Raw genomic sequence first — 27,000 nt, forward strand, 5'->3', positions numbered from 1 at the left:
CCTCCTTATCCCTGCCTGTCCGATTCCAGCTCCATCATCCAGCGGAGGATATTCGTTTTGCTGATCCACCCAACGACCTCATAGCGATTCGCAGGCTGTTCTTCACCTGAAACGACCGGTAAACCGTCCAGCTCCTGCACGAGCATCTTCTTCACCGCGTCCATCAACGGTTGATCGGCTTGCACCGCTGCGATCGCCGGCAGACGCGACATCGCCATACTTACCGGAATCGAGGCGGCATTGCTGCTGCCCAGTGTGATTTTGAGCAAATCCTTCGGCGTCACGACGCCTACAAAATGACGATTCTCATCCACGACGGTGAGCACCTCGGCATTGCCCATGAATAAAGTAATGACAGCATCATGGACGGACGCGGTCTCCGCCACACTGATCGGCAATCCCTGCACATCCTTCACGCACGCATCTTCCCACCGTTTGAGCACTTGCTCTCTTCCCTGCGCCGCCGTCCCCGGGAAATACCCCACTCTCGGCTTGGCCTCCAGGAGTCGTAGCATCACAAGCAGCGATAAATCCGCGCGAAGCGTCGGTTTCCCCGTCCCCAGCATCTCCGCCAGCTGATCGCCCGTAATCGGCGCATGCAGCTTGACGAGCTTTAAAATTTCGACTTGCCTTGCCGTTAACGTGATGCCAACCACCTCATTCATGCGTCCTTATTTGATAATTAATGTATCATATTGGTTTATTAGTACACAATATATATTTGGCTATTTATGGTGCTTCGACGATAAGCGCCTGCCTCCTTATGTAAGGTAAACCCCGTCATAAACGTCAAAAAACCTTCTCGCAAACGTTTCCGAATAAATTCGGAAGCATTGCCAGAAGGCTGAGCAAGGTATGCGGTGATTTTCGTCAAATCTTTAATTCCCCAAGCTTTATAAGCTCGACAACCGCTTGTGAACGACCTTTAACGTTCAACTTCTGCATGACGTTGGAGATGTGGTTTCGAACAGTTTTCTCGCTGATAAACAGTTGCTGTGCGATATCCCTTGTGGTTTTATCCTGCACAAGCAGCTCGAAAACCTCGCGTTCACGATGAGTTAATAAGAACTTGCTCTTCTGGTCGCTACCCATTGATGTTTGTCACCCCTCCTTGCTCGGGTTTTTATGGTTTAACAAGGTTAAGGGATACAGTCAAAGTATAATATGATCAGGCGCCTGTAGTGGTGCGGTATATTGAAAAAATGGGCGGGTATTTGTCGCTCCATGACGGATGCCTATAATCTCGAAGGAAATATGGTTAAATTACCTGCTTAGCAGGAGGTATATGCATTGCTGAGAGCTGTGTTTCCTAACTCTCAACCGCATTTTTGTGTGGTTTCGACGCTGATAGTTCCATTTTGGAACGCTCAGCGAATGGGCGAAGGTTAGTTGAGGGCTGGTGGGTCCTGAGAGTTCCGTTTCCGAACTCTCAACTGCTTTTTTATGTGATTTCGCCGGTGAGAGTTCCATTTTGGAATGCTCACCGGCGAAGGCTAGTGTAGGGGCTAATTGGGTTAGTGTAGGGGTTGAGAGACGTTTTCCCGACTCTCAACTTCTTTTGCAGCGTTTTTAGTGGTGAGAAGCGGATTTTCCGATTCTCAGCTTCTCATTGCAGCGGTTTCGTTGGCGAGAGACGGATTTCCCGACTCTCACTCGCCACGCTACTACCCAAAACAAAAAAATCGCGGCCCGGCCGCGAAAAACGCGACCGGGCCGCAGGCCCGATAACAAGCGCCTATCGGCGCCAGTACACTTCGTGCGCGTAACGATACTGCGCCGGCGGCTTCGGCGCGCGGATCGCGAATGCGCCGTTCGGCTCATAGTTAAAAGGCGTTTCGCCTTGCGCATAGGATGCGTTTTTGCGGCGCTCGATGCAGTCCTGCAGCAGATGCTGCTTGAGCGACAGATACTCCAGCGTGTGCGGGCCGAACTCGGCTTCGATTTCGCCGGGGCGGAATTCGTAGTAGACCGTGCGGCGCAGCGGATTGCCATCGCCGGCAGGTGAGCCATGCAGCACCTCGATGTTGTGGAAGATCACATCGCCAGGCTGCATCGGAACCGGGATCGCATCCTCCGTTGTGAAGCCGGGCTGCTTGCAGCGTTTGTCCGCATCTTCTTTGCTCCACTTATTGCTTCCCGGGATGACCCACAAACAGGTTTGCAAATCCGCTTCATCCAAGTAGAAATCCACGTTAAAGATCGGCCGCGTATCCGTACAGCCTTCAGGCACTGCCGCATCGCGATGCCATGGGACGATAATGCCTTCATTCGGCGCTTTCAGAACCATGGAATCCCAGGTTGCGATGAAGTTGCGGCCTTGCAGCTTCTCGACGGAGCGAAGGATAAACGGATGACCGAGCAGCACCTTCATCGGGTCGCTTTTATCGATGACATATTCGACACGCTTAAAGATCGATTGGCCCGATTTCACACCAACCCCATACATAAAGTCCGGGTTGTCATCTACGCCTGCAGCCCCTTTCTCATAAAGCGCTTGCATTTCGGACTGCACCAGTTTCAATTCTTCCCCCACGATTACATTCCGAATGACCAGAAAACCATTATCCAGGAAAAACTGCGCCTGTTCCTCCGTTATACTGTTCTGCGCCGCTGCATCGACGAAAGGAATTTCCACATTTATCGTGCCCATTCTTATTCCACTCCCTTATAGTTAATGAGTGCTTCTGAGCTAAGTATAAGGGATATGGACGGAAGGTGTATGTAGTTGAAAGTAACAAAGTGGTTGCAGAAATCACACGAAATTGCGATAGTAAACTGGAATAGTCAGCAACTGCATCTACTCTAACGCCAACGAGGTGACCCTGACCCGTATGATGAATGTGCCGCCGCCTAAAATTCCCTTCTACCATCACGCACTGCCCGAACACGTTGCGGGTTTGTATTTTCATCCCCCTTATATCACGCTTGCCCATCTGTTTCACGCGCCGCAGCATTGGAATATCGCAAGACGAATGCTGAACAATTATCAGTTTCAATATGTGGTCGAAGGTGCCGCCGAATATCGGATTGAGGATCGAACGTACATTACTCGTCGCGGCGATCTGATCTACCACTCCCCGTCGCAGGCTCATGAAGTCCATACCATCCCAGGGGAAAAGTATATTTGCATCTCCATTCTCTTCGACTTCGGAGAGACGAACTACCCGGTTGAGCGAATGCTCGGCGAGGAACGGTATTTGGGCAATTTCGCAGGGCATGATATTGAGAAGAAGCTCACGCAGCTGATCACCCATTACCATCAGCCCGGCTTGGCGCATCATACGCAATGTCAAGGACTGCTGATGAGCATTCTGGCCGATTTGTCGGGAATCAAGCAGGAGCAGGAGACGAAGACGGAGGGCCAGCAGAAGATTAAAACCAAAATGGTGCTCATTCGAAATTACATTGCCAATCGATTCAATGAGAACATTCAACACAGCGAACTGGAGGCCATGTCAGGACTCAGCCGCAATTACATCATCATTAAATTCCGTCATGCTTTTGGCATAACGCCGTTCGAGTATTTAACGCGCGTTCGCATTGAACGAGCCAAGGAGCTCGCCATTCAAACGAACATGTCGATTGGCGAAATCGCCAATGCCGTAGGTTATGCGGATGTGCATACATTCGGACGGATGTTCAAGAGCAAGATGGGCACAAGCTTCAGCCAATTCTGCTCCTCCATCGTGACTTAATCAGCTTCATGAAGAACAGCCAATTCACGTCGGAGAACGTGAATCGGCTGCCCCTAAAAGCTCAAAGTAACTAAGACTTAAGATCCGGACCGATGCGGGAAAACGCGGTCCACCATCGCATTAAATTCAGCGATGAAGCCTTGAATCGGATGGCCGAGCTTCACATCACTCATGTACGCGTCCATGCGGTCGAAGAAATCCGGATTCGCCGAGACGTAGACATTCTTGATTTGCGGCGCCATCTGTTTCACTTCATTGGCAATCCGGTCTTTCAGGCTGCCCGCCACGTCCGCATCCCGCGTCGTCCGACTCGGAGCACTAGGTACCGTTGGAGCCGGGTTTGAATTATACACCCTCAGCATGTTCGGACCGGTAGCAATCGCGCTGATCTTCGTATCCATAGTTCCTGTATTAAGGTTTGGACGCTGATACGCTCGCTGCGTACGGCTGAGTGGAGTCGGTGCAGAAGGAATATTCATCGCACGAGTGCCAGTCCCCTTCATCTCCGACTTATCGTTCAGCGAAACGCCAACATAGGCGTTGTCCTCCGTCAGCATCACATATGCTTTATTCACTTCAGGCAGACGTTCGAGCCGATCGGAAATGTCCTGGCTCATTTCCAGCCTGTAGTTTTTGTGAAGACCGATAATATTATTGCTGTTTAATCGGTGTCCGTCCACACGATTCATTTCATTCATTTGATCGTTTGCAAACCGGGAATTGATGATTCGGTTGCCATTCATGTCATAAGCGATACTGTTATTTCGGATGTTGCGGTTACCAAGGTCACCTTGGTTATCCATACAGCCTGTCAGTATCGTCGTCAACATCGCGCCGGCTGCGAGCACTGCCAATTTTCGCTGCATTCCATCTCATCCTCCGTTTCGTCTGAACCGAATTGATGCGGCCCGTTTATAGGGTTAGCCGAACGTGGATGAGCTATGCTGGCAAGTTTTTAGGGGGCTGTCTGCGCTAAAATAATCATTTCACCGTTCATGCCAACCGTTACCGCCTGCCCATGATGATGACCGATTCGCAGGTCGAGCCCTTTCAACGAATGCCAGCCTTGCTGAATGCTCAGACCAAGTCCTCTCATAATTTCGATATGCATTGCCAATACTACCCACAGGTGGTGGGTTATGGTGGAACATGTCATCGAAAAACTCGGGAAGAGTCCCGATTTTCAACATCAGCATATTGTGCTCGGCGGCAAGCATGTTGAACTCTTCGCACTTTCGAGCCTCGTTGATGTCGCGGCAACCGTCTGGCGGATCAAGGAAACCGCTTCTGCCGAGTCCTATACATGGGAACAGCTGAAGTGGACGCTTGGCGGTGAAGAAGCGGCGAAGGCAGGGGACCATGTTCAAGGTCTTTTGGAAGGACGTGCCCTTCTCTTTACCGCCAACCGCTCGGAGGCCATTTGGGTACAGCCCTTATCTCAGAATTTGAACCGATCGATTAATTCGCCGAACAATCAAAATATCCTTATCTCATCGCAAACCGGCTTCATCGAAGATATGATGACGAACGTGGGCTTGATCCGAAATGAGCTTCGTTCCGCACATCTGAAGCAATCGCTTGTGCTCGTCGGCTCTACACATAAGCAGCGCATGCTCATTCTATCGCTAGATAATACAGTCGATGCCGCTCTGCTCGCGGATTGCGAGGCAGCCATTCGTGCTCATGCAAACGAAGACTTCACCTCTACTCGCCAAGTAGCAAAATGGCTTCGCCAGCAGCCGTTATGGAGCCCGCTCCCATGCTATAACAGAACGGAGTCGCCTCATGAAGCCTGCCACTATCTCAAACAAGGCCGGATTGCGCTGCTGATCGAGGGTTACCCGGAAGCGATCATCATTCCCGTACATCTTGCCGACTTGTTTATCTTAGATACAGATCTGGACTTGCCTTCCGCTCTTTCCGTCATGATCATTTTCTTCCGCGTCCTCGGCGCGCTCATCGCCATAATCGCTCCTGCCGCTTATGTCGCATTAGTTTCCATCAATCCGGACGTCATGAAGCTGGAATTGATTTATTCCATTGCCCGAAGCCGTGTAGGCGTTCCTTATCCATCGTTAACGGAAGCGCTCATCCTGCTCTTTATTATTGAGATGCTCCTCGAAGCTATCGTCCGATTGCCCAAGAGCATCGGCCCGGCCATGACGATGGTAGGCGGGATCATCCTCGGACAAGCGGTTGTCGAAGCGCAGCTGGTCAGCAACTTGCTGATCATCGTGCTTGCCGCCTCTACAATCGCCAACTTCACGATCATTGGCTATCAATTTGCGCTGACGGTTCGACTGTGGCGATATATCATGCTGTTTTTTGCCGCCTTGTTCGGCCCTCTCGGCATCGTTTGCGGTTTATTTTTACTGCTCTCCCTAATAAGCAATGTCACGATACTCAGCAAGCCGTTTATGCCTACCACAGCTCCGAGGGGAGGGAAAACGAATCGATGAAGCAAGGCATCTCGATCGCCGCTTTATTTATCGTGCTTCAATATGGTCTGCTCATGTTTATTTTCCCCCAGAGCATTATCCAGTCCCAACCCTCCGGTCATTGGTTGACAGTCGTGCTTGGATGGCTGCTCCAAGGCGTCTTGCTTCGCTTGCTCATAGGGGGATTTAAGGAAAGCAAAGAGGATCTGCTGCTGTGTTTCTTACAAACGAAAGCAATATCCCGATTCATCTGGCTATGGCTGATAACCATCAGCAACGTTCTGGTCATCACGATCATCATTCGCGGCCACTCCCAATTGCTCAAAATGTTATTTCTTCCGAATACGCCGATCTGGGTGTTAATGGCGCTCCTGCTCTTCTCGTCGTTGTGTATTTCGTATGCCGGGCGAAATTCGTTATTGCGTCTCTCCATTCTTGTAGGAATATTTGGACTTCCACTCATCATCATTAGCCTCGCGAGTACGTATGGCAATCTATCGCTAAACATGATTAGTCCGCTCGTACCGACATTCTCGTTCTTGGGGGAAGCGAAAATATTGCCTTTGTTCTTTATCTTCTCTCATACGATCGGTGTAATCGGTTTTTTTGGTCCGCTCTCCAACGTCTCCAAGCGCTGGCTCTGGGGAGCTTGGAGCGTTTCGTTGTTCTTTTATTTGATTATCGTTTATATCCCGCTTGGCATGTTCGGGCATGAAGGCGCAGCGCCGCTGCGATATCCGCTGATTATTGTCTTGGATTCCATCAGGGTAAATTGGTTTTTCTTTGACCGGCTCTCCTTGTTCTATGTGATGGCTGTCTTACTTAGCACACTTATGAACGTCACGGGGCTTCTCTGGCTCACCCGGGCAATGGCCAGTCGTTCATCGAGGTTAACCAAATGGATGACGAATCCAATCACGGTATCCGTGCTGGTCCTTATATTGGCACTGCTAATCGTTAATATGGGGGATCTGGAAAAATTGTCAGAATGGGGAGCCCCTGCCCGATTTGGGCTAGTGCTGGCGATAGCGATAGCCGGAGCTTACTACCGAAGACAAGCGCGGCATAGGAGATGACCCGACTCGATGATGTTACGTCGTTGTAAAACAGCAAATATTCTCGTATGCCTCTCCTGCGTACTGCTGCTGAGCGGATGTTGGGACAGCCATGATATCAATCTTCGAACCATGCCCATTATCGTTGGTGTTGCGAAAGGCGAGTCTCAAGCATTCGAAATCACCTTGCAGATTCCTATTCCTGCCGAAAAAGCATTTTCGATCAAGACGATCTCGCAAGAATCCAGTTCGGTCAGTTCAGCCTTCGATAATATGAGAATCAATATCGAGAATTACATCGATATGTTAGATATCGAGATGGTCGTCTTTCATGAATCGGTTGCTGTTGAAGGGCTGGAGGATCAATTCAATAATGCCATCAGAACGAGAGGAATTCCGCCACGATCATTAGTAGCCATTACAGACGCAAACATGAAGGAGCTGTTTACCAATACGAATCATGCCATTCAATCCGACGTGACGACTTTTTTTAAATACTCCAATAAAGCGGCCGGCTGGACACCTAAAACAGCCAAAACCAAACTATGGGAAGCCTATGAATCAACGAAATCCTATACAGAAGACGTGATTATCCCCATTATTCGTCCAGGTAAGGAAACGGTGCTTGTCTTTCCCGGATCTGCCGTTATGCGAGAAGGAAAGATGGTGGGGCGCCTTGGGAAGGAAGAGACCCTGTTCGCTAACGTGGTTACAAACCGTTATCATGGTGCTGCGATCGAGGTTCTAAAGAGTGCAAATCTGATGATTCTAAGCGCTAAAACGAAATGGAAAGCTCGATTAACTAAAGAAGGGCCTGTTTTAGACGGTAAGCTCTTCGTAAAAGCTGCCGTCACTGAAAGCAGAAAGGATGCCTCCGAAGGTGAATTAACCAAGGAAATGGAATCGTATATGACCGAGCAGCTGACACGGCTAACTGCCAAGCTGCAGAAATACAAGAGCGATCCCCTTGGTTTAGGCAATCACTTTAGAAGCAAGCTTCCGCTCGATGATCTGAAGCGTTGGCGAAGCGACTTTTATCCGAAGCTGAAAGTGAATTATAAGGTAAAAGTAGTCATCAACAATTTCGGAAATTTAGAGCAAGAGGAATGAGTAAGGGCTGTCCCAGAGGGACAGCCCTTATAGCCATTTCCATTACTCCCAAGGAATTACGGTGTCTCCTCTAAGCCTCGCCAGTCCTTCTACGAAGAAGTAATCGCCGTAAATCAGCGGCACATCGACATTTTTCCGCTCCGGATAATGACTCGTACCGTGCAAAATAAGTCCTTCTTCTTTCTCGTCGTCATAGGCTCCGTAATTCCGATAGAGCGACTCCAATATCCGCTCGCCTGCTTGCCTATAACTGTCCGACTCCTCGGCGGGAACAAGTTCAGAGATGAGCAGCAAGCCGCTTGCTGCACATGCGCCTGCAGAAGAATCGCGGATCGCCTTCGTCTCGAGCGGCGCGCGGAAATCCCAGGCCGGCACATGATCCCCAGGCAGCTGAGAGAGGAAGAATTGCGACACACGTTTGGCGGCATTTACGTATTCTTGACGGCCCGTATGCTTAGCAGCCAGGGCAAGCCCATAGATCGCCCATGCTGTCCCGCGTGACCACGCAGATTCCGGAGCATGACCTTGGCCGCCGATATATTCGGCAACCTCGCCGGTCTGCGGGTCGAAGCGTACGATATGCCGAACCGACCCATCCGGGCGAATGAAATGCGCGAGCACTGTGCTCATATGCGCTTCCGCAATATGGGCGTAACGCGGATCGCCGCTTTCCCGCGAAGCAAAGTAAAGCAAGGGCAGGTTCATCGCACAGTCAATGATGGCCAAGCCTGCATTGTTATCGCCTTCCCGCCAAGGATTCCACGCGCGGATGTAATTGCCCTTCACATTAAAGCGGCCTGCCAAATGACTCGCTGCCTTGAAGGCTCGTCTGCGGGACGTTTCGCCGCCGGTCAGCTTGTAATTGAATATGCTGGTCAGCGTCCACATGAACCCAAGATCATGATCAAGATGATCGTATCCGTCCAGCACCTCATCCAGCTTAAGCTCACATTGCTCGGCGAGCTCTCGAAATCCCGGATTGCCTTCTTGCAGCAGCCACAGCATCCCCGGCCAGAATCCCGCCGTCCACCATTGCGGCTGCTCCAATCCATAACGACCGCCTTGGCTTGCATGAGGAAAGTTCGCTCCGATTCGGGCACTGGTACGCTTCACTTTCAGAATCGTCCGCTCCCATGCTTCATCCACCCACTGCTTCGATGTTGTGTCCGAGTTTGCCGCTTGCACCATGCCGAGCCCACCTGCCTATTCCGAAAATTTGAATTGAAAACCAAGCTGTATTGCAGCATCGCCTTCTATCATTTCTTCTCTTCGATCCAAATAAATGCGAGAATAGCTTTCTTCCTGACCGTAGTGGTTCGAATACATCCGCTCCTCGATCCGAACCTCGTAGCAGCCCGGATCATAGTCAAGCCGGACGGCATGGCGCTCCCCTTGCAGCAGCATTTGCCCATCTGCCAGCAATACCGGTTTGGCGCGGGTAATGAACGTTTCCGTAATCGAAGAGGGCTTCCCTGCAAAACGAATCGCATCCCGCAGCTCGAGCATCGGCCTCTCGGATCCCTTATGCCAACTGAACAGACGCCGGTATGAGGTCAGCCCGCTGCTCGGATAACACGAGGCAAGCTCCAATTCGAAACGATCCTCTTCAGCACCGATGTATGAATCCAGCACAACTGCTGCACTTTGCGCGCCAACCGCTTGAAGGTGTCCGCCGATGATTGGGAGCGAATGGCCTTGCGCCCCGTTGCAATCATAGCCGTAACGACCTTCTCCGAAGTAGTCGGCTGTATATTCGCCGCTGCCAAGATCAGCCGCGAAGGCCGGGTCCTCATCAGCGAGCAGTATAAAATGGCCAACATCGATATGGTTATGCGGCTCTTGGTTCGTGCCGCCCTTGGCAGCAAACCCGAAGCTGCCGGCAGCTGAAGTGCAGCGCGAAACAAGCCACTCCGCATCCGGCAGAAACCAGCTTCCGGACTGCCAGCTTTCCGCCCTTGGCGCATGCGGCTTATGCCAGATGAAATTGCGCAGCGCATGGGCGAACCGCCAGCAATGATCATCGCTGAAGCTTGCCCGTACAGCTAGCGGAGGATATTCTACTTCTTTATAATAGGAGGCCAAATAATCGGAGAGTCCGATATGAACGTTAACATCAGGAACCGCGTCCGAGAAATTAGCCGGGCGGTTGCCGGCGAGATAGCAGCGCTGCTGGAACTGCGCAATCGACCGCACCTTGTTATCGGCAAGCAGGTTCGCTTTGCCGCAGGTACCGCGATGCAGGAGATCGGCGAAAGCAACGAAATAGCCAAAGCCATAATTCCAATATCCCGGTCCTTCGAGGCATGCCCCATCTTCGCCGAAGCCGGACAGATAATGCCCCATCGTGCCGATCGCTTTCTCGAGGATAGCCGCCAATCGATCGGTATCCGATTCGAGAAGAAGTGCAGCGGAAGCGATGGCTCCGGCACATACCGAAGCCCAGTTATGATCCGCCGTTTCCCAGTGGTACGGCCCAAGATTCAAGTAGGGTGCGAACAAACGCCGATCCACTTCAAGACGGATTGCATCCTGAAGCGGCATAGAAAGATGCCCCTCACCGGATATCATGATAATCTCTGCCAGCGCGAAACCTGTCTCCGCAGCAAACAAATCGATATGGCGATCGATCGCTTGACCTCTCATATGAGCGGGCAAGCACCAAGTCGGTTCCACTAGAATAGCCGCAATGATTTCTTCCAGCGCATCGATATAGCTTTTCTCACTCGGATACAGGAAGTGGCGTATCGCAAAGGCTGCGAGCCGCCTTCTCCGCTGAAAGTAGACACCCTCGTACATCAACCGATTCCCGGTTCTCTCAAAGTGTCCATATAGCTCAGACGTAAGCTCCGGTATCGGCGTTTGCTCCAAAAGCTTTCCTTCCTTCTCAACTTCTCGCACCATATCCGCATAATGAGGGGAACCTGCGATCTCCTCCCACTTGGCAGCACTGCTCGCTTCTTCTCCGTACCTATTCTGTTCGGCCGGATCCCGCTCCGCCAGCCAGCTCAACAAATTATCCTTCGTCCAACCTAACGCTTCCGCCACAATCTCGCCTCCGGCCGATTCGAACTAGTAAGCTAGCGTGCGAGCCATCCGCCATCCACGCATAGGATGTGGCCGTTCATATAGTCGGATGCTGCCGAAGCGAGGAACACCGCCGGTCCCTGCAAATCCTTCGGCAACCCCCACCGGCCAGCGGGGATCCGCTCCAGAATCGCTTGGCTTCGCTTCTCATCCGCCATGAGCGGAGCTGTATTGCGCGTATCGATATAACCGGGAGCGATCGCATTCACCTGAATGCCTTTGCCGCCCCATTCATTGGCGAGCGCCTTCGTAATTCCCGTTACGGCATGTTTGCTTGCCGTGTAACCCGGTACATTGATGCCGCCTTGGAAGCTGAGCATCGAGGCAATATTGATGATTTTGCCGCTGCCTCTTGCAATCATATGATTGCCGGCCAATTGGCTGAGGAAGAAGACGGCATTCATATTCAGATCGATCACATCGAACCAATCCGAACGGGAATGCTCGGCAGCAGGCGCACGTCGAATCGTTCCGGCGTTGTTGACCAGAATATCGATGCTCCCGTAATAAGCCAGCGCTTCATTAAACACCGGCTCCAAGTTATCGATCTGACTTAAATCCGCGGAAATTTGGGCAGCAAATCCGCCTTTTTCCCGAATCATTCGAACCGTCTCATCGCTGTTCGAAGCGGATACCGCCACGACGGACGCACCTGCTTCAGCCAGGCCGACCGCAATGGCTTGGCCGATCCCGCCTGATGTGCCGGTAACCAGCGCTGTTTTGCCTGTTAAGTCAAAGCTCATCCTTATGCTCCCTTCTCTCCTATAAGAAGCGACGCTCCTTCTTGCCGGAACTGCTCTGCAGTCTCCTGCGGAATGCCGGTATCCGTTATGATCGCGCTAACCTCGTTCAATTTCGCGAATGTGAAGAGCGCGCCCTGACCGAATTTGTAATGATCCGCAACGACATAAGACGTCTTGGCTGTCTCCAGCCATGCCCGCTTAATATCTGCCGATTCACCCGAGTAGATCGTAAAGCCTGACTGCGGATGGATCGCCGTTGCAGACAGGAATGCCTTCGCAATGTTTAGTCTTCGAATGTAGGCAGCTGCCTCAGCACTGATCAGCATATTGCGAATTTGATAGCCGCCCGGGACGACCAAGCGAATCGATGTCCGGCGGGCCAGCTCCGCAATAATATGAAGATCATTCGTGACGACCGTAAGCGGCTCATCCGGCAGCAGCTTAGCGATCGCAAGCGTTGTACGCCCGCCATCAAGCGCGATAACCTCGTTGGCTTCAATGAGCGAAACCGCCAGCTCCGCAATCTCTTGATGTTCTGCGGCATATGGCGCTTCTTCTTGCTTCAGCGACAGGATGCCGAGCTGATTCTCCTGCGCCAGGACCGCTCCGCCGTGAATGCGCTGCAGCAGCCCCTTCTGTTCCAGCTTCGCCAAGTCCTCGCGAATCGTCTTGCCTGTTACCTGCAGCTGCTCGCTGAGATCAGTGACCATCACTTCTCCGGAGGCGAGCAGCATTTCCATAATTTTCTCATATCTGCGCAAAGGGTTCATCGGAAACCATCACTTTCATGCTTAGTTGCAGCTTTATTTTAAGTCCTTCATCGCGACGGCGTCCATGTCCTCGAAGGTTTGGTTCTCTCCCGCCATCCCCCAAATGAACGTGTAGCTGTTCGTGCCGACGCCGCTATGAATCGACCAGCTCGGGGAGATGACCGCTTGCTCATTGCGTACGACCAGGTGACGCGTTTCGGCCGCTTCTCCCATGAGATGAAACACCGCACCGTTCTCAGGCATGTCGAAGTAGAAATACACTTCCGACCTGCGGTTATGCGTATGGCAAGGCATCGTATTCCACATGCTTCCCGGCTTCAGCAATGTCATGCCCATCACGAGCTGGCAGCTTTGAATGCCGCCTGTATGAATGTAGCGGTAGATGGTTCGCTCATTGGAGTTCTCCATACTCCCCAGATGATTAGGGGACGCTTCGCTAATCGCAGCTTTGACTGTTGGATACGTCTGGTGCGCGGGAGCGGAATTCAAATAATATTTGGCAGGCCGTGAGCCATCTTCACTTGCGAAGCTGACATCCTTCGCGCCGCGGCCAATGTAAAGGCAGTCCTTGCTGTCCATGGAATAGACTTCTCCATCCACCGTAACCGTACCCTTGCCGCCGACGTTAATAATTCCAACTTCCCGGCGCTCCAGAAACGTAGCCGCACCGATCGTTGCCGGATCTACAGCGAGACTCACGGAACCATTCACCGGAACGGCACCGCCGATAATGAAACGATCCACATGCGAATAACTAAGCTTGAGTTCGTCAGCAACGAATAGTTGTTCAATCAGAAACTCTTCGCGAAGACGAGTCGTATCAAATGCCTTAACTTCGTTGGGATGGGAGGCATAACGGATTTCCATGCGGACACATTCTCCTTTTATGTTCATATAAGTTCATTTGGTAATTTATATGTTCATTTTAAATGAGGTCTATTCATTATACAAGGAGAAAAATCCAATTCAGTCTAAATAAGTTTTTCCCGCTCTGAATACGCATCCTCTTCTATCCGAATGGGATGGATTTGTCATCAAACACAAGTTACAATACGTTGTGAGAGGATTGCGTCAATTGCTCGCAGTCAGCCTAGCAAGGAGGATATCGTTGTGCCTACATTGAAAGATATCGCTGAACGCGTAGGCGTTTCTATTTCGACAGTTTCTCGGGCCATTAGTGACGACACGAGCCGACCTGTGAGTGAGGAAACGAAACGTAAAATAAGAGGTGTCGCTGTCGAACTGGGATACAAGCTTGCTGATTCAGACCATCCCGAGGCTCAGAGCAGTACTCCATTGAAGCAAGTCGTATGTATCATCCCCCAGTCCCTTATGGGAGATCATCCTTATTTCTCGCAAGTACTGGAAGGCTTCCACAGGAAAATGAATGAACTTGGGCAGCCCCCGGTCATCGTTCGTACCGTTGAGGAATTAAAGGATATGCAGCGTCTTGCAGCCATGCTTGGAGAAGCAAGCGTGAAGGGAGTTCTCGCTGTCAGCTGGTACGACGAAGAATTATTCAAGCTGATGCATAAGGAAGGTATCGTCCTTCTTGGCGTGAGCTTAAATGATGAATCCTTGTCTGTGCCGGTAGTCGACTGCGATCGCGTAGCTGCAGCCCGAATGGTTATTCGCCATCTTGTGGAGCAGGGGCATACGAGAATCGGTTACATAGGCGGACCTGCCTTCTACCGAAAGATGGAGAACGATGAGCGGTATATCGGCTATCAATTCTCTATGCTGCAGTCCAATCTCACCATCAATCCGGATTGGGTCATCGACACCAACTGGAACGTGAACGACAGCTATACCCGAATGACCCAAATGCTCCTGCGTGTACCGAAGTCCGATTGGCCAACCGCGATTTTCTGTGCGAGCGATATGCTTGCTATCCCTGCCATGCGAGCCGCTCTGGAGAAGGAATGCCGTGTTCCGGAGGACATTGCCTTTGTTGGAATGGACAATATTGCCTTCGCTCAATATACATCTCCTCCACTTTCATCTATTGATGTTCCCAAATTCGAAATCGGCAGAATAGCGGCGAAGGCGATGGTGGATTACTTAGATGGTCACTATTCGATTCCGCCCAAAATATTGCTTCCGTGCTCCTTGATCGTCAGAGAGTCATCAGACTATCATCGAAATGCGAACTAATTTGTTTGTCCAATTGAGTTGTTCACTATAGAAAGCCCGACGGTTTGCGCCGTTGGGCTTTTTAATTTGCACAAACGCCAAATTCAGCCATGAATATATCCAAAAAAATCGATGTGAATTTACGCGAATTCAGTTATATTTTTGGATAAATAATCGGATTATTTGGATAAAATTAAGCAAAACTTTATGAGAATTGACCATCAAACACATTGAAAGCGCTTAATTTTATGATAGAATATTGAAACACAAACCGATATCAAGGAGAAAATACAGCTTTTTCAGCGGATTAATCACACATCCAAACAATCCGCAAGATTTTCCAAAATTTCAATGTTTTTTGGATAAAACGATTGACAGTTTATTCCCAAACCCCCTATGATAGGTGCATGTCATTAAACATAACATAGAGATCGATCGGAGAGGCACACAAGGATTAAATTACAGACGAGGTGATAAGAAATGGCTATCCGAACTGCCCAGGCTCTGCAAACTCCCATTCGGACGACTACCAAAACGGGAAAGAGAAAAGCCTTCTGGAATCGTATCTTTCGAAATTGGCAGCTCTATCTGCTCATTTCACCTGTTCTCGCCTACTTCATCGTGTTCAAGTACATCCCCATGTATGGTGTTCAGATTGCATTCAAGGATTTCATCGCGAACAAAGGGATTTGGGGAAGCCCTTGGGTTGGCTTTGATCATTTTCATCGGTTATTCAATAGCTACTTCTTCAAACGCTTAATCAGCAATACGGTCGGTCTCGGCCTTTATTCACTCGCAGTAGGATTCCCCATTCCGATCCTCCTCGCTCTTCTGATGAACGAAGTTCGAGCAGAGAAGTTCAAGAAATTTGTTCAAACCGTTACCTATGCACCACACTTCTTATCCACCGTTGTAGTGGTTGGCATGATGATGATGTTCCTGAATCCACGGTACGGTCTAGTTAACACCATGATCGAACTGTTTGGGGGCAATCCGATTAACTTCCTCACCGAGCCCTCCTGGTTTAAAACCTTATATGTGATGTCCTCTGTCTGGCAGACGACAGGTTGGAGCTCTATCATCTATCTGGCCGCGCTCGCTGGCGTAGATCATCAATTGCATGAAGCGGCTCGCGTAGACGGTGCAACTCGGCTGCAGCGCATTTGGCATATTAACATCCCCAGCATCCTGCCGACAATTATCATTCTGTTCATTTTGGAGCTCGGAAACGTGATGTCGATCGGCTTCGAGAAGGTACTGCTTATGCAAAATACGTTAAATATGGGTAGCTCGGACATTATTGATACCTACGTCTACAGAAGCGGCATTCAGGAGGCAGATTTCAGCTTCTCAACCGCAGTCGGACTATTCAGCTCCATCATTAATTTCGCCCTTCTGGTCAGTGTCAACTCGATATCCAAACGACTTAGTAAAACCAGCTTATGGTAAGGAGGTGTATGAATGGCTGATCAGACCCGAGGTGACCGCTTCTTTAGCTTCATAACGTATTCCTTGTTAATCCTTGTCGTGATTGCCGTGCTTTATCCGCTTGTATTTGTCCTAAGTGCCTCATTTAGCGATCCCCAATACATAATGAGCGGCGAGATTCTGCTTTGGCCGAAAGGATTGACGCTGGATTCCTACAGTAAAATCTTCCTCAACAGCGACATTGTCAGAAGTTTCGGCAACACGCTTCTGTACACCTCGCTTGGTACGTTCATTAACCTGCTGATGACGATATGCGGTGCTTATCCTTTGTCGCGGCGTGATTTTGTCGGACGCAATGTGATCATGGCCCTGCTCGTATTCACGATGTTTTTCAGCGGCGGCCTCATCCCGACCTTTATTCTTGTCAAAAAGCTCGGCATGCTGAATACCCTGTGGGTTATGGTCATTCCAAGCGCGGTATCGATCTGGAATATTATCATCATGCGTACATTCTTCCAGCAGACCATTCCCGGTGAGCTGCAGGAAGCAGCGACAATCGATGGCTGCTCCAATTTTCAAATTTTACGCAAGGTAGTCCTTCCTTTGTCCATGCCCATCATTGCAGTAACGATTCTCTTCTATGCGGTTGGTCATTGGAATGCGTTCTTCAATGCCCTCCTCTACTTATCTGATAAAAGCAAGTTCCCGCTGCAGCTCATTCTGCGCGAAATCCTTATACAAGGTCAAACGGATGACATGATCAAAGCGTCTACGGAATCCGCAATTAAGCAGCAGCGTGCCGTTGAAGGCATCAAGTACGCCGTTCTCGTCGTTGCTAACATTCCGATGCTTATCCTCTATCCATTCCTTCAACGTTATTTTGTAAAAGGCATTATGATAGGCGCCATAAAAGGATAATTCCTTTGCGTGGATATAAATTGGATGGCTAAGGGAGGAAGAAACAATGAAGGTTGCAAAAATGGGGAGTATTCTGTTGTCCTGCGCACTATCGGTATCCATGGTCTCTGCCTGCAGCAGCAATAACGGGAACAACAATGGCACTGGCTCCGCGACGAACCATGCAACGAGCGCACCTGCAAGCAAAGAAGAAGTAGCCGGGCTGAACACCGCTGGCTTCCCGATCGTGAATGACAAAATTACAGTGAAAGGGTTCGCAGCGAAGCTATTTGCCAATGCGGACTGGAACAATCTGAAGCTGTGGCAGGAATACGAGAAGATGACCAACGTTCATATGGTTTGGGACACCACACAGAAAGACAGTCTCAAGGAAAAACGGAATATATTGCTCGCAGGCGGCGAATATCCAGAATTGTTTTATGCGTCCGCCTTTTCCCGCTCCGATCTGTTCAAATACGGGAAGCAAGGCGTATTCGTACCGCTCAACGACCTGATCGATAATTATGCACCTAATTTCAAAGCACTCATGGATAAATACCCAATCATCGGAAAAGGCATTACGATGCCGGACGGTAATATCTACGGTCTTCCAACTATCTATGATCCTGCATTCAAATCTGTTTTCTATAACACGCCATGGGTCAAGAAAGATTGGCTAGACAAGCTAGGCATTGCAGAGCCGCAAAATCTGGATGAATTCTATAACATGCTGAAAGCCTTCAAGGAGAAGGATCCTAACGGCAACAGCAAGCAAGATGAGATTGCTTGGGGCGGTGTAGGTACAACCGGTCTGCTTGGATACTTGAAGGGCTCCTTCGGTCTTAATAATCACGGCAACTCCAATGCTTATGTCGATACGGATCCTGCAACAGGCAAGCTTCGTTTCGTTGCAACGGACCCCAACTACAAGGAGCTGCTCCAATATGTAAACAAGCTGTACAAGGATGGTCTGTTGGAGAAAGATATCGTTTCCGTGCAGAGTGAAGAAATTGACGCCAAAGGAACAGGCGGTCTTCTTGCAGTCATCGACAACGTAGATCCTGTGGCCATTTACAATCAACAAGGTTATGTCGGTCTTCCGGTGCTGAAAGGCCCTCACGGCGATCAGACCTATACGTATATCGGTTCCCCGCTAGGAAACATCGGGATGTTCGTACTGACGGATAAAGCTAAGAATCAAGAGGCAATGATGCGTTGGATGGATTATTTCTACAGCGAGGAAGGCATCAAATTGTTCTTCATGGGCTGGAAAGATCAAACGTACAAGGAGCAAGCAGACGGTACGGTCGACTACACCGATGAGATCAAGAGCAATCCAAATGGCCTCTCGCTCGATCAAGCTGTCAGCCAATATTTAGTATGGCCCGGCGGCTACTATCCGGGATTTGTAAAACAGCAGTTCTTTAAAGGCGCAGAAGGACTTCCAACGTCGGTCGAGAATGCGAAGAAATCCGAAGCACTTACACTTAAGCAGGATCAAATTTGGCCGGCATTCAATTTCACTAGCGAAGAGCAGACCGAGCTTACGACACTTGCTACCGATATTCAAACTTACGTAGATGAGATGAGAGATAAATTCATCGTAGGCAACGCTTCATTCGATGAATGGGACAATTATGTTGCAACACTTAACAAAATGGGACTTGATCGTTATATCGCAATCTACCAAGCTGCACTGGATCGTTTCACATCTCAATAAATGAACCACGCGGTGCGAAGCTTCTTTACTGCGAGAGAATGACATATGGAGAAGGAGCACGAAGCTAATGAGTCAATTAACTGCTGTATTGATTGGTGCCGGCTCTAGAGGTGCAGGGGGCTACGCGCCTTTTGCACTGGATTATCCGCATGAGCTGAAGTTTGTTGCAGTAGCGGAAGCCGATCCGGTGCGTCGTGATAAAATGGCGCAGGCGCATGGCATCCCGCCCGAGCACTGCTACGAATCCTGGGAGGGTCTGTTGGCACGGCCTCAGCTTGCTAACATTGCCGTCATTTGCACGCAGGATCGGATGCATTATGAGCCCACTATGCAGGCGTTGAATAAGAAATATCACGTCCTTCTAGAGAAGCCGATGTCGCCGGACCCTCTTGAGTGTCTGGATATGGAACAAGCGGCCAGAGACAATGATCGTCTGTTATCCATCTGTCATGTGCTGCGCTATACGCCCTTCTGGTTAACAATCAAACAGGCGATTACGGATGGACGAATCGGGGAGGTAGCCTCCATTCAGTTGAACGAGAATGTAGGTTATTGGCACATCGCGCACAGCTTCGTTCGCGGCAACTGGAACAATTCGGACAAATCCAGTCCGATGATATTGGCCAAATCCTGTCATGATATGGACGTACTCTCCTGGCTCATGGACAAGCCGTGCACCCGAGTCAGCTCCTTTGGTTCCTTGATGCATTTCAACGCAGACCACGCTCCTGAAGGCTCTGCGGAGCGCTGCCTTGACTGCTCGGTTGAATCTACTTGTCCGTATTCGGCACCTCGATTCTATTTGAGCAACCAGTTCAAAGGCTGGGCACGGCATTTCACCCCGGATCTGGTAAAGGAAAATATCGTTCAAGGTATGCGGGAGACCGACTATGGCCGCTGCGTTTATCGAAGCGATAACAATGTCGTTGACCACCAGGTCGTGAACATGGAATTCGAAGGCGGTGCCACGGCGATGTTCAGCATGTGCGGTTTTACGTTCGAGCAGGAGCGGAGAATTCAAATTATGGGCACTCGAGGCGAGCTTCGGGCGGAAGGGGATATAATTACGCTGTACGATTTTCTGACCCGTCAGAAAACGGAGATTACGATCCCTCCCCAAACAACGGGGCACGGCGGCGGTGATGCCGGGATCGTTCGCAGCTTCATAAATGAAGTGCGGCACTACAACGGACAGGAAGGTTTAACGTCCGCTGCCGCATCTGTTCTCAGTCACTTAATGGCGTTTGCAGCAGAGGAATCCCGCCTGAATGGCGGGAAGACGATCGTCCTAACGGATTATGCGAAAGACTTGGTTGCAGCCAAATAAATAAGCCGAACATGATAAAGGAGGAGCAAGAGTTATTCTTGCTCCTCCTTTCTAGTTAGCGATACCTTTACAGTCCTCTAAGACTTCACTGTAATCTGCATCCCTTTAATAAAGTTCTTCTGAAGCGCAAAGAACAGAATTAGCGTCGGAATAGACGTTACCAAGATACCGGCCATCAGCGTTGTAATCCCCGTTGAGATGTAGGTGCCCTGCATAGCCGCAAGTCCAGACATGATCGGACGTATATCATCGCTTCGCGTTAAGATTAATCCAAAGATCAGATCGTTCCATATAAACGTGAATTGGAATAAGAACAAGACGGAGATCGGCGGCACCAAGAATGGGAAAATGATCCGAAACAGAATCGCCAATGTGGAATAGCCGTCCAATTGCGCAGCCTCCACATATTCCCGCGAGATCGTCGTCATAAAGTTGCGCAGCAAGAACACGCAGAACGGAATACAGATGGCGGTATAGAACAGGCACATGCCGAAGAACGTATCATAGATGCCCGCCTTCTGAAACCCCGAGAACAAAGGAACCAGATACATTTGGAAAGGAAAAATGGTGCCGCTATAAATCAGCAGGAACCAGTAGAACGATCCTTTCAAGCGAAGGACAACCAAGCCGTATGCCGCAAAAGCCGAGATCAGAATGCTGGCCGATGCCCCCACTATCCCATAGGTAAAGCTATTCTTCACATATTTGGTGAGCTTGCCTGCGTTCAGCGCTTCCTCTACGTTCTGGAAGAAATGAAAACTCTTCGGCCAGGCCCACATACTTCCATTCATAAAATCGCCTATTGATTTCGTCGAATTCATCAGAACCAATATGACAGGTGCAATCCACAGGATCGCTAACGTGATGACAATGATATACTTGATCGCATTTGCAAGACGTTTCATGCCCTCACTCCTCCACTATCGTTTTCTTCAAATAAAACCAAGATGCAACAATGGACAATACCGTTAAGAGAATAGAGATCGCCGCGCCTTGACCAAAGTGGAACAGCATGAAGGATTCGCGATACATGGTTACAGCCAGCGTTTCCGAAGAACGGTACGGCCCGCCTTGCGTCATGACCCAGATAATATCGAACGTCTTAAAGCTATTCACCAGCGCCAGCCCCATCACAACGATTGTAACCGGGTTTAAGAGAGGCAGCGTTATTTTCCAGAACATTTGGAATCGGTTCGCGCCGTCGATCGCGGCAGCCTCGAACGGATCCTTCGGCAATGAACCTAATCCGACGAGGAACAGCAGCATATTCGTACCGGCTCCCTGCCATATGGAAGCAACGAGCATCGCGAATGTATTATAGTAAGGCGTGCGCAGCCAATCCTTGACCCAGGATTCAAGCCCCATGTGCGTAAGCAGGTAGTTAATTCCGCTTGAGGAGAACAGAAAGATCCATATGACGCCGACTACCGTAAGCGACATCGCGTAAGGCATATAGAATAGATTTTTGAAAAACCGTTGCCCTTTCATTTGCTGCAGCAGAATGCTGAGCAGAAGCCCAAGTCCAACCGGCAGCACCAATGACAGTGCAACCCACATAAACGTATTCTTCAGCGAAGTAATATACGTTACATCGCTAAACACTTCTATGTAGTTACTCAAACCGACCCAGTGAGATCTCGTTAATCCATCCCAGTCCGTGAAGCTGATATAGAAGGTGTAGATAACGGAGGAAACAAAAAAAACAGTGATCATCAAGGCGGCCGGTAATACGTACAGCAATGCTTCCCCATGTTTCTTGAAGTAGTTCATTTTGTCACACTCCCATGTGTCCCGATAATAAGCAGGGTTAAGAGGCCGCTAACGCCCCTTAACCCTATCGTCTATTATTTATGTTCTGCCCAGTACTTCTCTGCCTTCTTCTCGATGTTGTTCAGGACATCCATGTATTGGTCCGGATTGAGCATGAAGCGAATGAATTCACTTGCGCCGTACTCGGACAGCTCGGATGGCGTTGCTTCCCAGTAACGCGTGATGGCTGTGTAGTTGCCTTTGGAAATGTTGTCTACAAGCGCCTTAATCGTTGGGCTGCTTGCTTCTACGTCCTTGCGAGTAGGCACGCCGCCGAACACCTTGAGCAGCTTCTCGTTGGTATCTTTTTTCGTTAAGGAGATGGCAGCTTTAATGGCGTCATCGCGATTTTTAGCATTTTGGGAGACCAGGAAAGGCGTGATCTCGGAAATGACGGTATTGCCGGCTTCCGGCTTAATGGCAGGCATGATGAACGAGCCATATCCTTCTTCAGGTTTCATACCTACGCCGTTCAGGAAGCTCTCGTACCAAGTCCCAACCAAGTACATGCCGATTTCGCCTTTTACGAATGCCTGCGGAATTTCGGCATCCATCGTCATCGGTTTGGAGAAGTAGCCTTTGTCGTACATCGATTTCCACAGCTCCATTACTTCAACCATTTCAGGATCCGTGTATTTCGCTTGGCCGATCACAAGCTTATTGTAGAAATCAGGATAGGAATGAATGAGCAGATCCTCGAACCAGATAAAACCGTTCCAAGTATCTTTAATCGAAGTACCGAATGGCGTAATGTTCTTTGCTTTCAGCGTATCGCTGATCTTCATCAATTCGTCCCATGTTGTCGGCGGTGTTAAGCCATTATCTGCGAATACCTTCTTGTTGTAGAAGATCGTCCAGTAATGAGCGGAAGCCGGAATTCCGTAAACTTTGCCATCGACCGTCAACGGACCTGCGAGTGAAGGCAGAATGCCATTGCCGTCCGCGCTAAGTTCTTTCCATTGCTCCGTCATATCGGCCAGGTTGCCGCTGTCCGCGAGCTCCTTTAATTTATAGCCGTTCCACCATTTGAACAGATCAGGTGCTTCTTGTGTAGTAAATCCAATACGCACCGCGGTTTGATAGGCCGTTGTGTCCGTGTACGGAACACCTTCAAAGGTTACGTTATCGGATGTTTGAACGATAGGATTGATTTCTTTTATGTAATCGGTGAGTGGCGCGAAATCATAATAGAATTGCGCTTTAATCGGATTGGCCTCTTCAGCTGCCGGTGCATTATTCGTCGTATTGTTTGTAGCTGCAGCTGTATTGGTTTCTGTCGCTGCCGTATTGTTCGACCCTGAATTATTGTTGCTTGAGCAACCCGCTACGACAAGCGATAAGCTTGACAGCGCTGCCAAACTACCGAGCAACACATTTTTCTTCTTCATTCTTTGGTTCCCCCCATTTGTTTTGACTGGACCATGAATTGTCTACTGTTTCATTGTAAAGGGGGAACGGTTCGGTTCCCATCTAGGAAATATAGATTATCTTGGAGTATTTATAGTTCTGTATTCTTGAGGAGACGCGCCGCAATATTTCTTGAACAGCGTGGAGAAATAAGCGGCATCGTTATATCCGACCATTTCCGCGATCTGATAGGTTTTCAAATCGGTGTGGAGCAATTGCTTCTTAGCTTCGCCCATTCGCACTTCGGTTAAGTATTCAATGATGCTTTTCCCCGTCTTCTTCTTGAACATCACGCTCAAATAAGCCGAATTCATGTAAATATATTCCGAGATTGAAGTGAGTGTAATATTCTCGCTATAATGCTCCCGGATGTATTTCATCACTTGCTCCGACGTCCGATTCTCGATTTTCCCCTTCTTGCTGTCCGAGCTGATCTCCTTCAGCACCTTGATCAGAGGATTCATTCTCGCATAGAAGGAATCCGCCGACGCCATGATGCCGAATTCTCCGCCCAGATCATACTCCTGGTCGCCCAGCTCCTTCACGAAATGCCGCAGCAAGGAATGGAATACAATGATGACCTCTTTCTCCATTGCAGCAATAGCTTCGAGCGTCAACTCTGCTTGCTTCAGCCCTTCGTACCATTGTTTCAGACGCTCGATGACGGTGTCGGCTTGTTCAAGATCGAACAGCTCAGCCAGTTGGTCCATATAGGGCTTTATCGCGTGGTTCGTATTCCGGCTTGCGTGCGAATAGAAGTGGATGACGTGACTGTCGGAGATGAGACGGACCTTCAGAACCCGCGTCGCTTCTTGATAACCGTTCGACAGCTGGCGCAGGTCATGCGTATCCGATATGCCAATGGAGACCGCGATTTTCAAGAGTTCTCTGCTTTTAGACACAATCCGACTGCATAACGCATGTATCTGTTCTTCATCCATAGCGCCTCCGTACAGCACGACCAGCACCTCCTGCTCGTCATAATAGCAAGGGGCATAGCCTGTTAATTCCTCTACGATGTTGTGAAGGGCATATTTCATTAAGGTCCAATCGCTTTTGCCATATTTGCTCTTCGTCTCCAGCTTCTCTTCAATTTGAATGGCAAATAGCGAGTAACCGGACGCCTTCAGATGAATGCCGATATTCTCAGCTTCGGTTAGGATGGTTTCTACCTGCTGTACCTTGTCGAGCTGAATAAACGTTCTCAGAAATTCATGCCGGATGAGATACTGATTCTGATTCAAAATCCCCTTCAGCTTCACTTCTTCGAGCATTTTCTTCTGCATGGCCGTGAACTCGACCTCTATCTTCCCCAGCAGCTCCCGTAGATCGTGGTACATGATCGGCTTTAAGATATAATCCTTACAGTTCAATTGCAGCGCTCGCTTCGCATATTCAAAATCATCGTAGCCGCTCAGCACGATGGAACGAATTGCGGGGTTCGATTGCATGACTTCCTCCAAGAGCTGAAGTCCGTCCTTCTTGGGCATGCGAATGTCCGTTATAATGAGATCGACACCAATATGAGAGAGCTGCTCCAATGCCTCTTCCCCATTGCCGGCCACCGCTACGACCGAGCCGTTCAAGCCCATTCGCCCGATCATCTTAACAAGCCCCTCGCGGAGCAGATCTTCATCTTCAACGATCATGATTCTCATTGCGCAGCCTCCTAGGGATTTCAATATAAAACGAAGTTCCTATGCCTTCTTTGCTTTCCAAAGTAAATTCGAAATCCCCTTCGTACGAAAGCGCGATGCGATTATACACATTTTGCAGACCGATGCCGCCTGACTGATCCTCATATTCCCTCAGCTTCACCATGGTGGCGTCGACCGTTTGTTGATCCATCCCCACGCCGGAGTCCTTGACAGAAATAAACAGCCTGCTGTCCCCCGATTCCGTTAGCTTCTCTCCCACATGAATGTTGACCAGACCTTCTTTGCCCTTCGGAACAATGCCATGGATAATGGCATTCTCCACGATAGGCTGAATCAATAGACGAATGACCAGCCAATTATTAACGCTTTCGTCGATTTGCAGGTCGAACTGAATGAGCGGGAAACGGAATTGCATAATTCGAATATAGGTCCGAATATAGTCGCATTCTTGCCTAACCTCGACCCACTCCTCCTGGCTGCCGATCGAGTAGCGCAGCAGCTTGCCGAGCAGGGAGGACATGTCCGAAATTTTATAGTTCTCATCCAGCTCCGCCTGCATCGTGATCGCGCTTAAGGTGTTGTATAGAAAATGGGGATTGATCTGCGATTGCAATGCCTCGATTTCCGATTTCTTGCGCCTTCGCTCCGTGTCCGTAACCGTATCGATGAGATTGTGTATTCTTCGGACCATGAGATTAAAGCTGTTGGATATCATGCCGATTTCATCCTTGCGCTTGAAGCTGATCGTATCGATAATGAAGTTTGTTTTCGAAGCCTGCTGCATAATCTTGCTCAATTTCCAGAGCGGCCGCGTAATGCGATAGCTGAGCAGATAGACGATGACCATGGTTAATAGGATAAAAACGATATTAGCAAGTAAAATCCATTTGCGAAGCTGATCCACCTTCTGAAATAAGAGATGCTCCGGAACCATGCCGACAAGCTTCCAGCCGGTTAATGCCGAATCATAGCTGACGTGGAATTGCTGCTCTCGGTTGTTCCAATCCATCCGCTCGCCGGTTCTTTTTCCGTTGAGATCGAAGATGACGCGATCTGTTTTATCCAGAATCAATAAATCACCTTCCTGCAAGAAGTTCTCGTTATCCTCCTGCGTAAGGAAATTCAATTGAAAAGCGAGCTGAATCGTTGCCGTAACGTGAAAGGTATTCGGGTTAATAATCGTTCGCGTGACCGAGAAAACCGTTTCCCCATCCGCTAACTTAACAGGCGGCCAAACGAGGCTTCCCCCGTTCAGTTCGCTTGTGCGATCTATCCAATCTTTATTCGCTTCCACGTAATCCTTGCCCAGATGAAAGCGGTTACCATTTAAGTCGACAAAATTAACGGCATAGATGTTATCATCCATTTCTCGGAGCATCGACAGCCAGCCATTGATCTGTACGCGTTCATCGTAGGGATAACCGTACAGGCCATGCTTATTAAACCGATGCCTCTCGAAAATGCTCATGAGCGTGCTATCATACTCCGGGTTTTTGGTGATTCCGGTAACAAGCTGAATATAGCTATCCATCGTTCGCCCCGAGTTATTCGTAATGCCTTTGAGCCATGTAATGGCATCCTTCTGCATCTGTGTTTTTATGGTAGAGAAGGTAAGGAAATTGATGAGGACCGACGGCAGCAGCACGGTCAAGAGGATAACGAGCATTAACCGATGCTGGAAGGAAAGGGGTTTCCGAATCATGATCGTCTCCTTGATTAGACAAAT

The 27,000-nt window shown here is 49.5% G+C and carries 24 protein-coding genes; 9 read left to right on the forward strand and 15 right to left on the reverse strand.

Translation table 11 applies throughout. The annotated features are described in order from the left end of the window. Positions 1–5 precede the first annotated feature (5 nt). The 3 genes from I8J30_RS04400 to I8J30_RS04410 all read right to left on the reverse strand — a co-directional run bounded on the left by I8J30_RS04400 (position 6) and on the right by I8J30_RS04410 (position 2,650). Complete coding sequence (locus I8J30_RS04400) at positions 6–665, reverse strand: CBS domain-containing protein (RefSeq protein WP_210655711.1); 660 nt, start codon at positions 663–665, stop codon at positions 6–8. A 205-nt stretch (positions 666–870) separates the two neighbouring features. After that, positions 871–1,092, reverse strand: coding sequence for a helix-turn-helix domain-containing protein (locus I8J30_RS04405; protein WP_090641524.1), 222 nt, complete (start codon positions 1,090–1,092; stop codon positions 871–873). Between the two features lie 643 nt (positions 1,093–1,735). Beyond that, entirely contained in the window at positions 1,736–2,650 is a 915-nt protein-coding gene (locus I8J30_RS04410) for a phytanoyl-CoA dioxygenase family protein (RefSeq protein ID WP_210655713.1), read from the reverse strand. A 181-nt stretch (positions 2,651–2,831) separates the two neighbouring features. On the opposite strand from I8J30_RS04410, the gene I8J30_RS04415 reads away from it, so the two are divergent. Beyond that, on the forward strand, positions 2,832–3,695 hold the full coding sequence (locus I8J30_RS04415) for a helix-turn-helix transcriptional regulator (RefSeq protein WP_210655715.1): 864 nt from the start codon (positions 2,832–2,834) through the stop codon (positions 3,693–3,695). Positions 3,696–3,772: 77 nt separating this feature from the next. Here the strand turns inward: I8J30_RS04415 and I8J30_RS04420 are convergent, their stop codons facing one another. Next, complete coding sequence (locus I8J30_RS04420) at positions 3,773–4,561, reverse strand: YhcN/YlaJ family sporulation lipoprotein (RefSeq protein ID WP_210655717.1); 789 nt, start codon at positions 4,559–4,561, stop codon at positions 3,773–3,775. Between the two features lie 89 nt (positions 4,562–4,650). Beyond that, complete coding sequence (locus I8J30_RS04425) at positions 4,651–4,806, reverse strand: hypothetical protein (RefSeq protein ID WP_210655719.1); 156 nt, start codon at positions 4,804–4,806, stop codon at positions 4,651–4,653. A 28-nt stretch (positions 4,807–4,834) separates the two neighbouring features. Between I8J30_RS04425 and I8J30_RS04430 the strand changes: the two genes are divergently transcribed. From I8J30_RS04430 to I8J30_RS04440, 3 genes are read left to right on the forward strand one after another with little or no spacing between them, the layout of a single operon-like run. After that, positions 4,835–6,154 carry a spore germination protein gene (locus tag I8J30_RS04430; protein WP_210655721.1) on the forward strand — a complete coding sequence of 440 codons (1,320 nt, stop codon included), beginning with the start codon at positions 4,835–4,837 and terminating at the stop codon, positions 6,152–6,154. After that, positions 6,151–7,209, forward strand: a complete 1,059-nt coding sequence (locus I8J30_RS04435; RefSeq protein WP_210655723.1) for a GerAB/ArcD/ProY family transporter — start codon at positions 6,151–6,153, stop codon at positions 7,207–7,209. The genes I8J30_RS04430 and I8J30_RS04435 overlap by 4 nt, the downstream gene beginning before the upstream one ends. Before the next feature lie 9 nt (positions 7,210–7,218). Further along, positions 7,219–8,298, forward strand: a complete 1,080-nt coding sequence (locus I8J30_RS04440) for a Ger(x)C family spore germination protein (protein WP_210655725.1) — start codon at positions 7,219–7,221, stop codon at positions 8,296–8,298. Positions 8,299–8,340: 42 nt separating this feature from the next. Here I8J30_RS04440 and I8J30_RS04445 read toward each other — a convergent pair whose 3' ends face one another. From I8J30_RS04445 to kduI, 5 genes are read right to left on the reverse strand one after another with little or no spacing between them, the layout of a single operon-like run. Next, positions 8,341–9,486 carry a glycoside hydrolase family protein gene (locus tag I8J30_RS04445; protein ID WP_210655727.1) on the reverse strand — a complete coding sequence of 382 codons (1,146 nt, stop codon included), beginning with the start codon at positions 9,484–9,486 and terminating at the stop codon, positions 8,341–8,343. A gap of 15 nt (positions 9,487–9,501) precedes the next feature. Next, positions 9,502–11,343, reverse strand: a complete 1,842-nt coding sequence (locus I8J30_RS04450) for a hypothetical protein (RefSeq protein ID WP_210655729.1) — start codon at positions 11,341–11,343, stop codon at positions 9,502–9,504. Between the two features lie 32 nt (positions 11,344–11,375). Next, on the reverse strand, positions 11,376–12,125 hold the full coding sequence (kduD, locus tag I8J30_RS04455) for a 2-dehydro-3-deoxy-D-gluconate 5-dehydrogenase KduD (RefSeq protein ID WP_240547772.1): 750 nt from the start codon (positions 12,123–12,125) through the stop codon (positions 11,376–11,378). A gap of 2 nt (positions 12,126–12,127) precedes the next feature. Then, positions 12,128–12,895: a DeoR/GlpR family DNA-binding transcription regulator gene (locus I8J30_RS04460; protein ID WP_210655731.1), complete on the reverse strand. Its 768-nt coding sequence runs from the start codon at positions 12,893–12,895 to the stop codon at positions 12,128–12,130. Positions 12,896–12,928: 33 nt separating this feature from the next. Continuing rightward, a complete protein-coding gene (kduI, locus tag I8J30_RS04465) occupies positions 12,929–13,762 on the reverse strand; it encodes a 5-dehydro-4-deoxy-D-glucuronate isomerase (protein ID WP_210655733.1) in 834 nt (277 codons plus the stop codon). Positions 13,763–14,005: 243 nt separating this feature from the next. Here kduI and I8J30_RS04470 point away from each other — a divergent pair, with 243 nt between their 5' ends. The 5 genes from I8J30_RS04470 to I8J30_RS04490 all read left to right on the forward strand — a co-directional run bounded on the left by I8J30_RS04470 (position 14,006) and on the right by I8J30_RS04490 (position 20,400). Beyond that, positions 14,006–15,049, forward strand: coding sequence for a LacI family DNA-binding transcriptional regulator (locus I8J30_RS04470; protein WP_210655735.1), 1,044 nt, complete (start codon positions 14,006–14,008; stop codon positions 15,047–15,049). Between the two features lie 459 nt (positions 15,050–15,508). Then, positions 15,509–16,477 (forward strand): ABC transporter permease, encoded by a 969-nt coding sequence (locus I8J30_RS04475; RefSeq protein WP_210655737.1) that lies wholly within the window; start codon positions 15,509–15,511, stop codon positions 16,475–16,477. A gap of 12 nt (positions 16,478–16,489) precedes the next feature. Further along, positions 16,490–17,374, forward strand: a complete 885-nt coding sequence (locus I8J30_RS04480; RefSeq protein WP_210655739.1) for a carbohydrate ABC transporter permease — start codon at positions 16,490–16,492, stop codon at positions 17,372–17,374. 46 nt (positions 17,375–17,420) lie between these two features. Next, a complete protein-coding gene (locus tag I8J30_RS04485) occupies positions 17,421–19,073 on the forward strand; it encodes a type 2 periplasmic-binding domain-containing protein (protein ID WP_210655741.1) in 1,653 nt (550 codons plus the stop codon). Between the two features lie 67 nt (positions 19,074–19,140). Further along, the gene (locus tag I8J30_RS04490; RefSeq protein WP_210655742.1) at positions 19,141–20,400 is read left to right on the forward strand and encodes a Gfo/Idh/MocA family protein; all 1,260 of its coding nucleotides are present in this window, start codon (positions 19,141–19,143) and stop codon (positions 20,398–20,400) included. Between the two features lie 77 nt (positions 20,401–20,477). On the opposite strand, the gene I8J30_RS04495 is transcribed toward I8J30_RS04490, so the two are convergent. The 5 genes from I8J30_RS04495 to I8J30_RS04515 form a co-directional block, all read right to left on the reverse strand. Continuing rightward, positions 20,478–21,305 carry a carbohydrate ABC transporter permease gene (locus tag I8J30_RS04495; protein ID WP_210655744.1) on the reverse strand — a complete coding sequence of 276 codons (828 nt, stop codon included), beginning with the start codon at positions 21,303–21,305 and terminating at the stop codon, positions 20,478–20,480. Positions 21,306–21,309: 4 nt separating this feature from the next. After that, a complete protein-coding gene (locus I8J30_RS04500) occupies positions 21,310–22,170 on the reverse strand; it encodes a carbohydrate ABC transporter permease (RefSeq protein ID WP_210655746.1) in 861 nt (286 codons plus the stop codon). Positions 22,171–22,244: 74 nt separating this feature from the next. Next, the gene (locus I8J30_RS04505) at positions 22,245–23,597 is read right to left on the reverse strand and encodes an ABC transporter substrate-binding protein (protein ID WP_210655748.1); all 1,353 of its coding nucleotides are present in this window, start codon (positions 23,595–23,597) and stop codon (positions 22,245–22,247) included. A 96-nt stretch (positions 23,598–23,693) separates the two neighbouring features. Beyond that, entirely contained in the window at positions 23,694–25,274 is a 1,581-nt protein-coding gene (locus tag I8J30_RS04510; protein ID WP_210655750.1) for a response regulator transcription factor, read from the reverse strand. Next, positions 25,255–26,976, reverse strand: coding sequence for a cache domain-containing sensor histidine kinase (locus tag I8J30_RS04515; RefSeq protein WP_210655752.1), 1,722 nt, complete (start codon positions 26,974–26,976; stop codon positions 25,255–25,257). The genes I8J30_RS04510 and I8J30_RS04515 overlap by 20 nt, the downstream gene beginning before the upstream one ends. Positions 26,977–27,000: the final 24 nt, after the last annotated feature.

This window comes from Paenibacillus lignilyticus (assembly GCF_017942085.1).
GTDB lineage: Bacteria > Bacillota > Bacilli > Paenibacillales > Paenibacillaceae > Paenibacillus_Z > Paenibacillus_Z lignilyticus.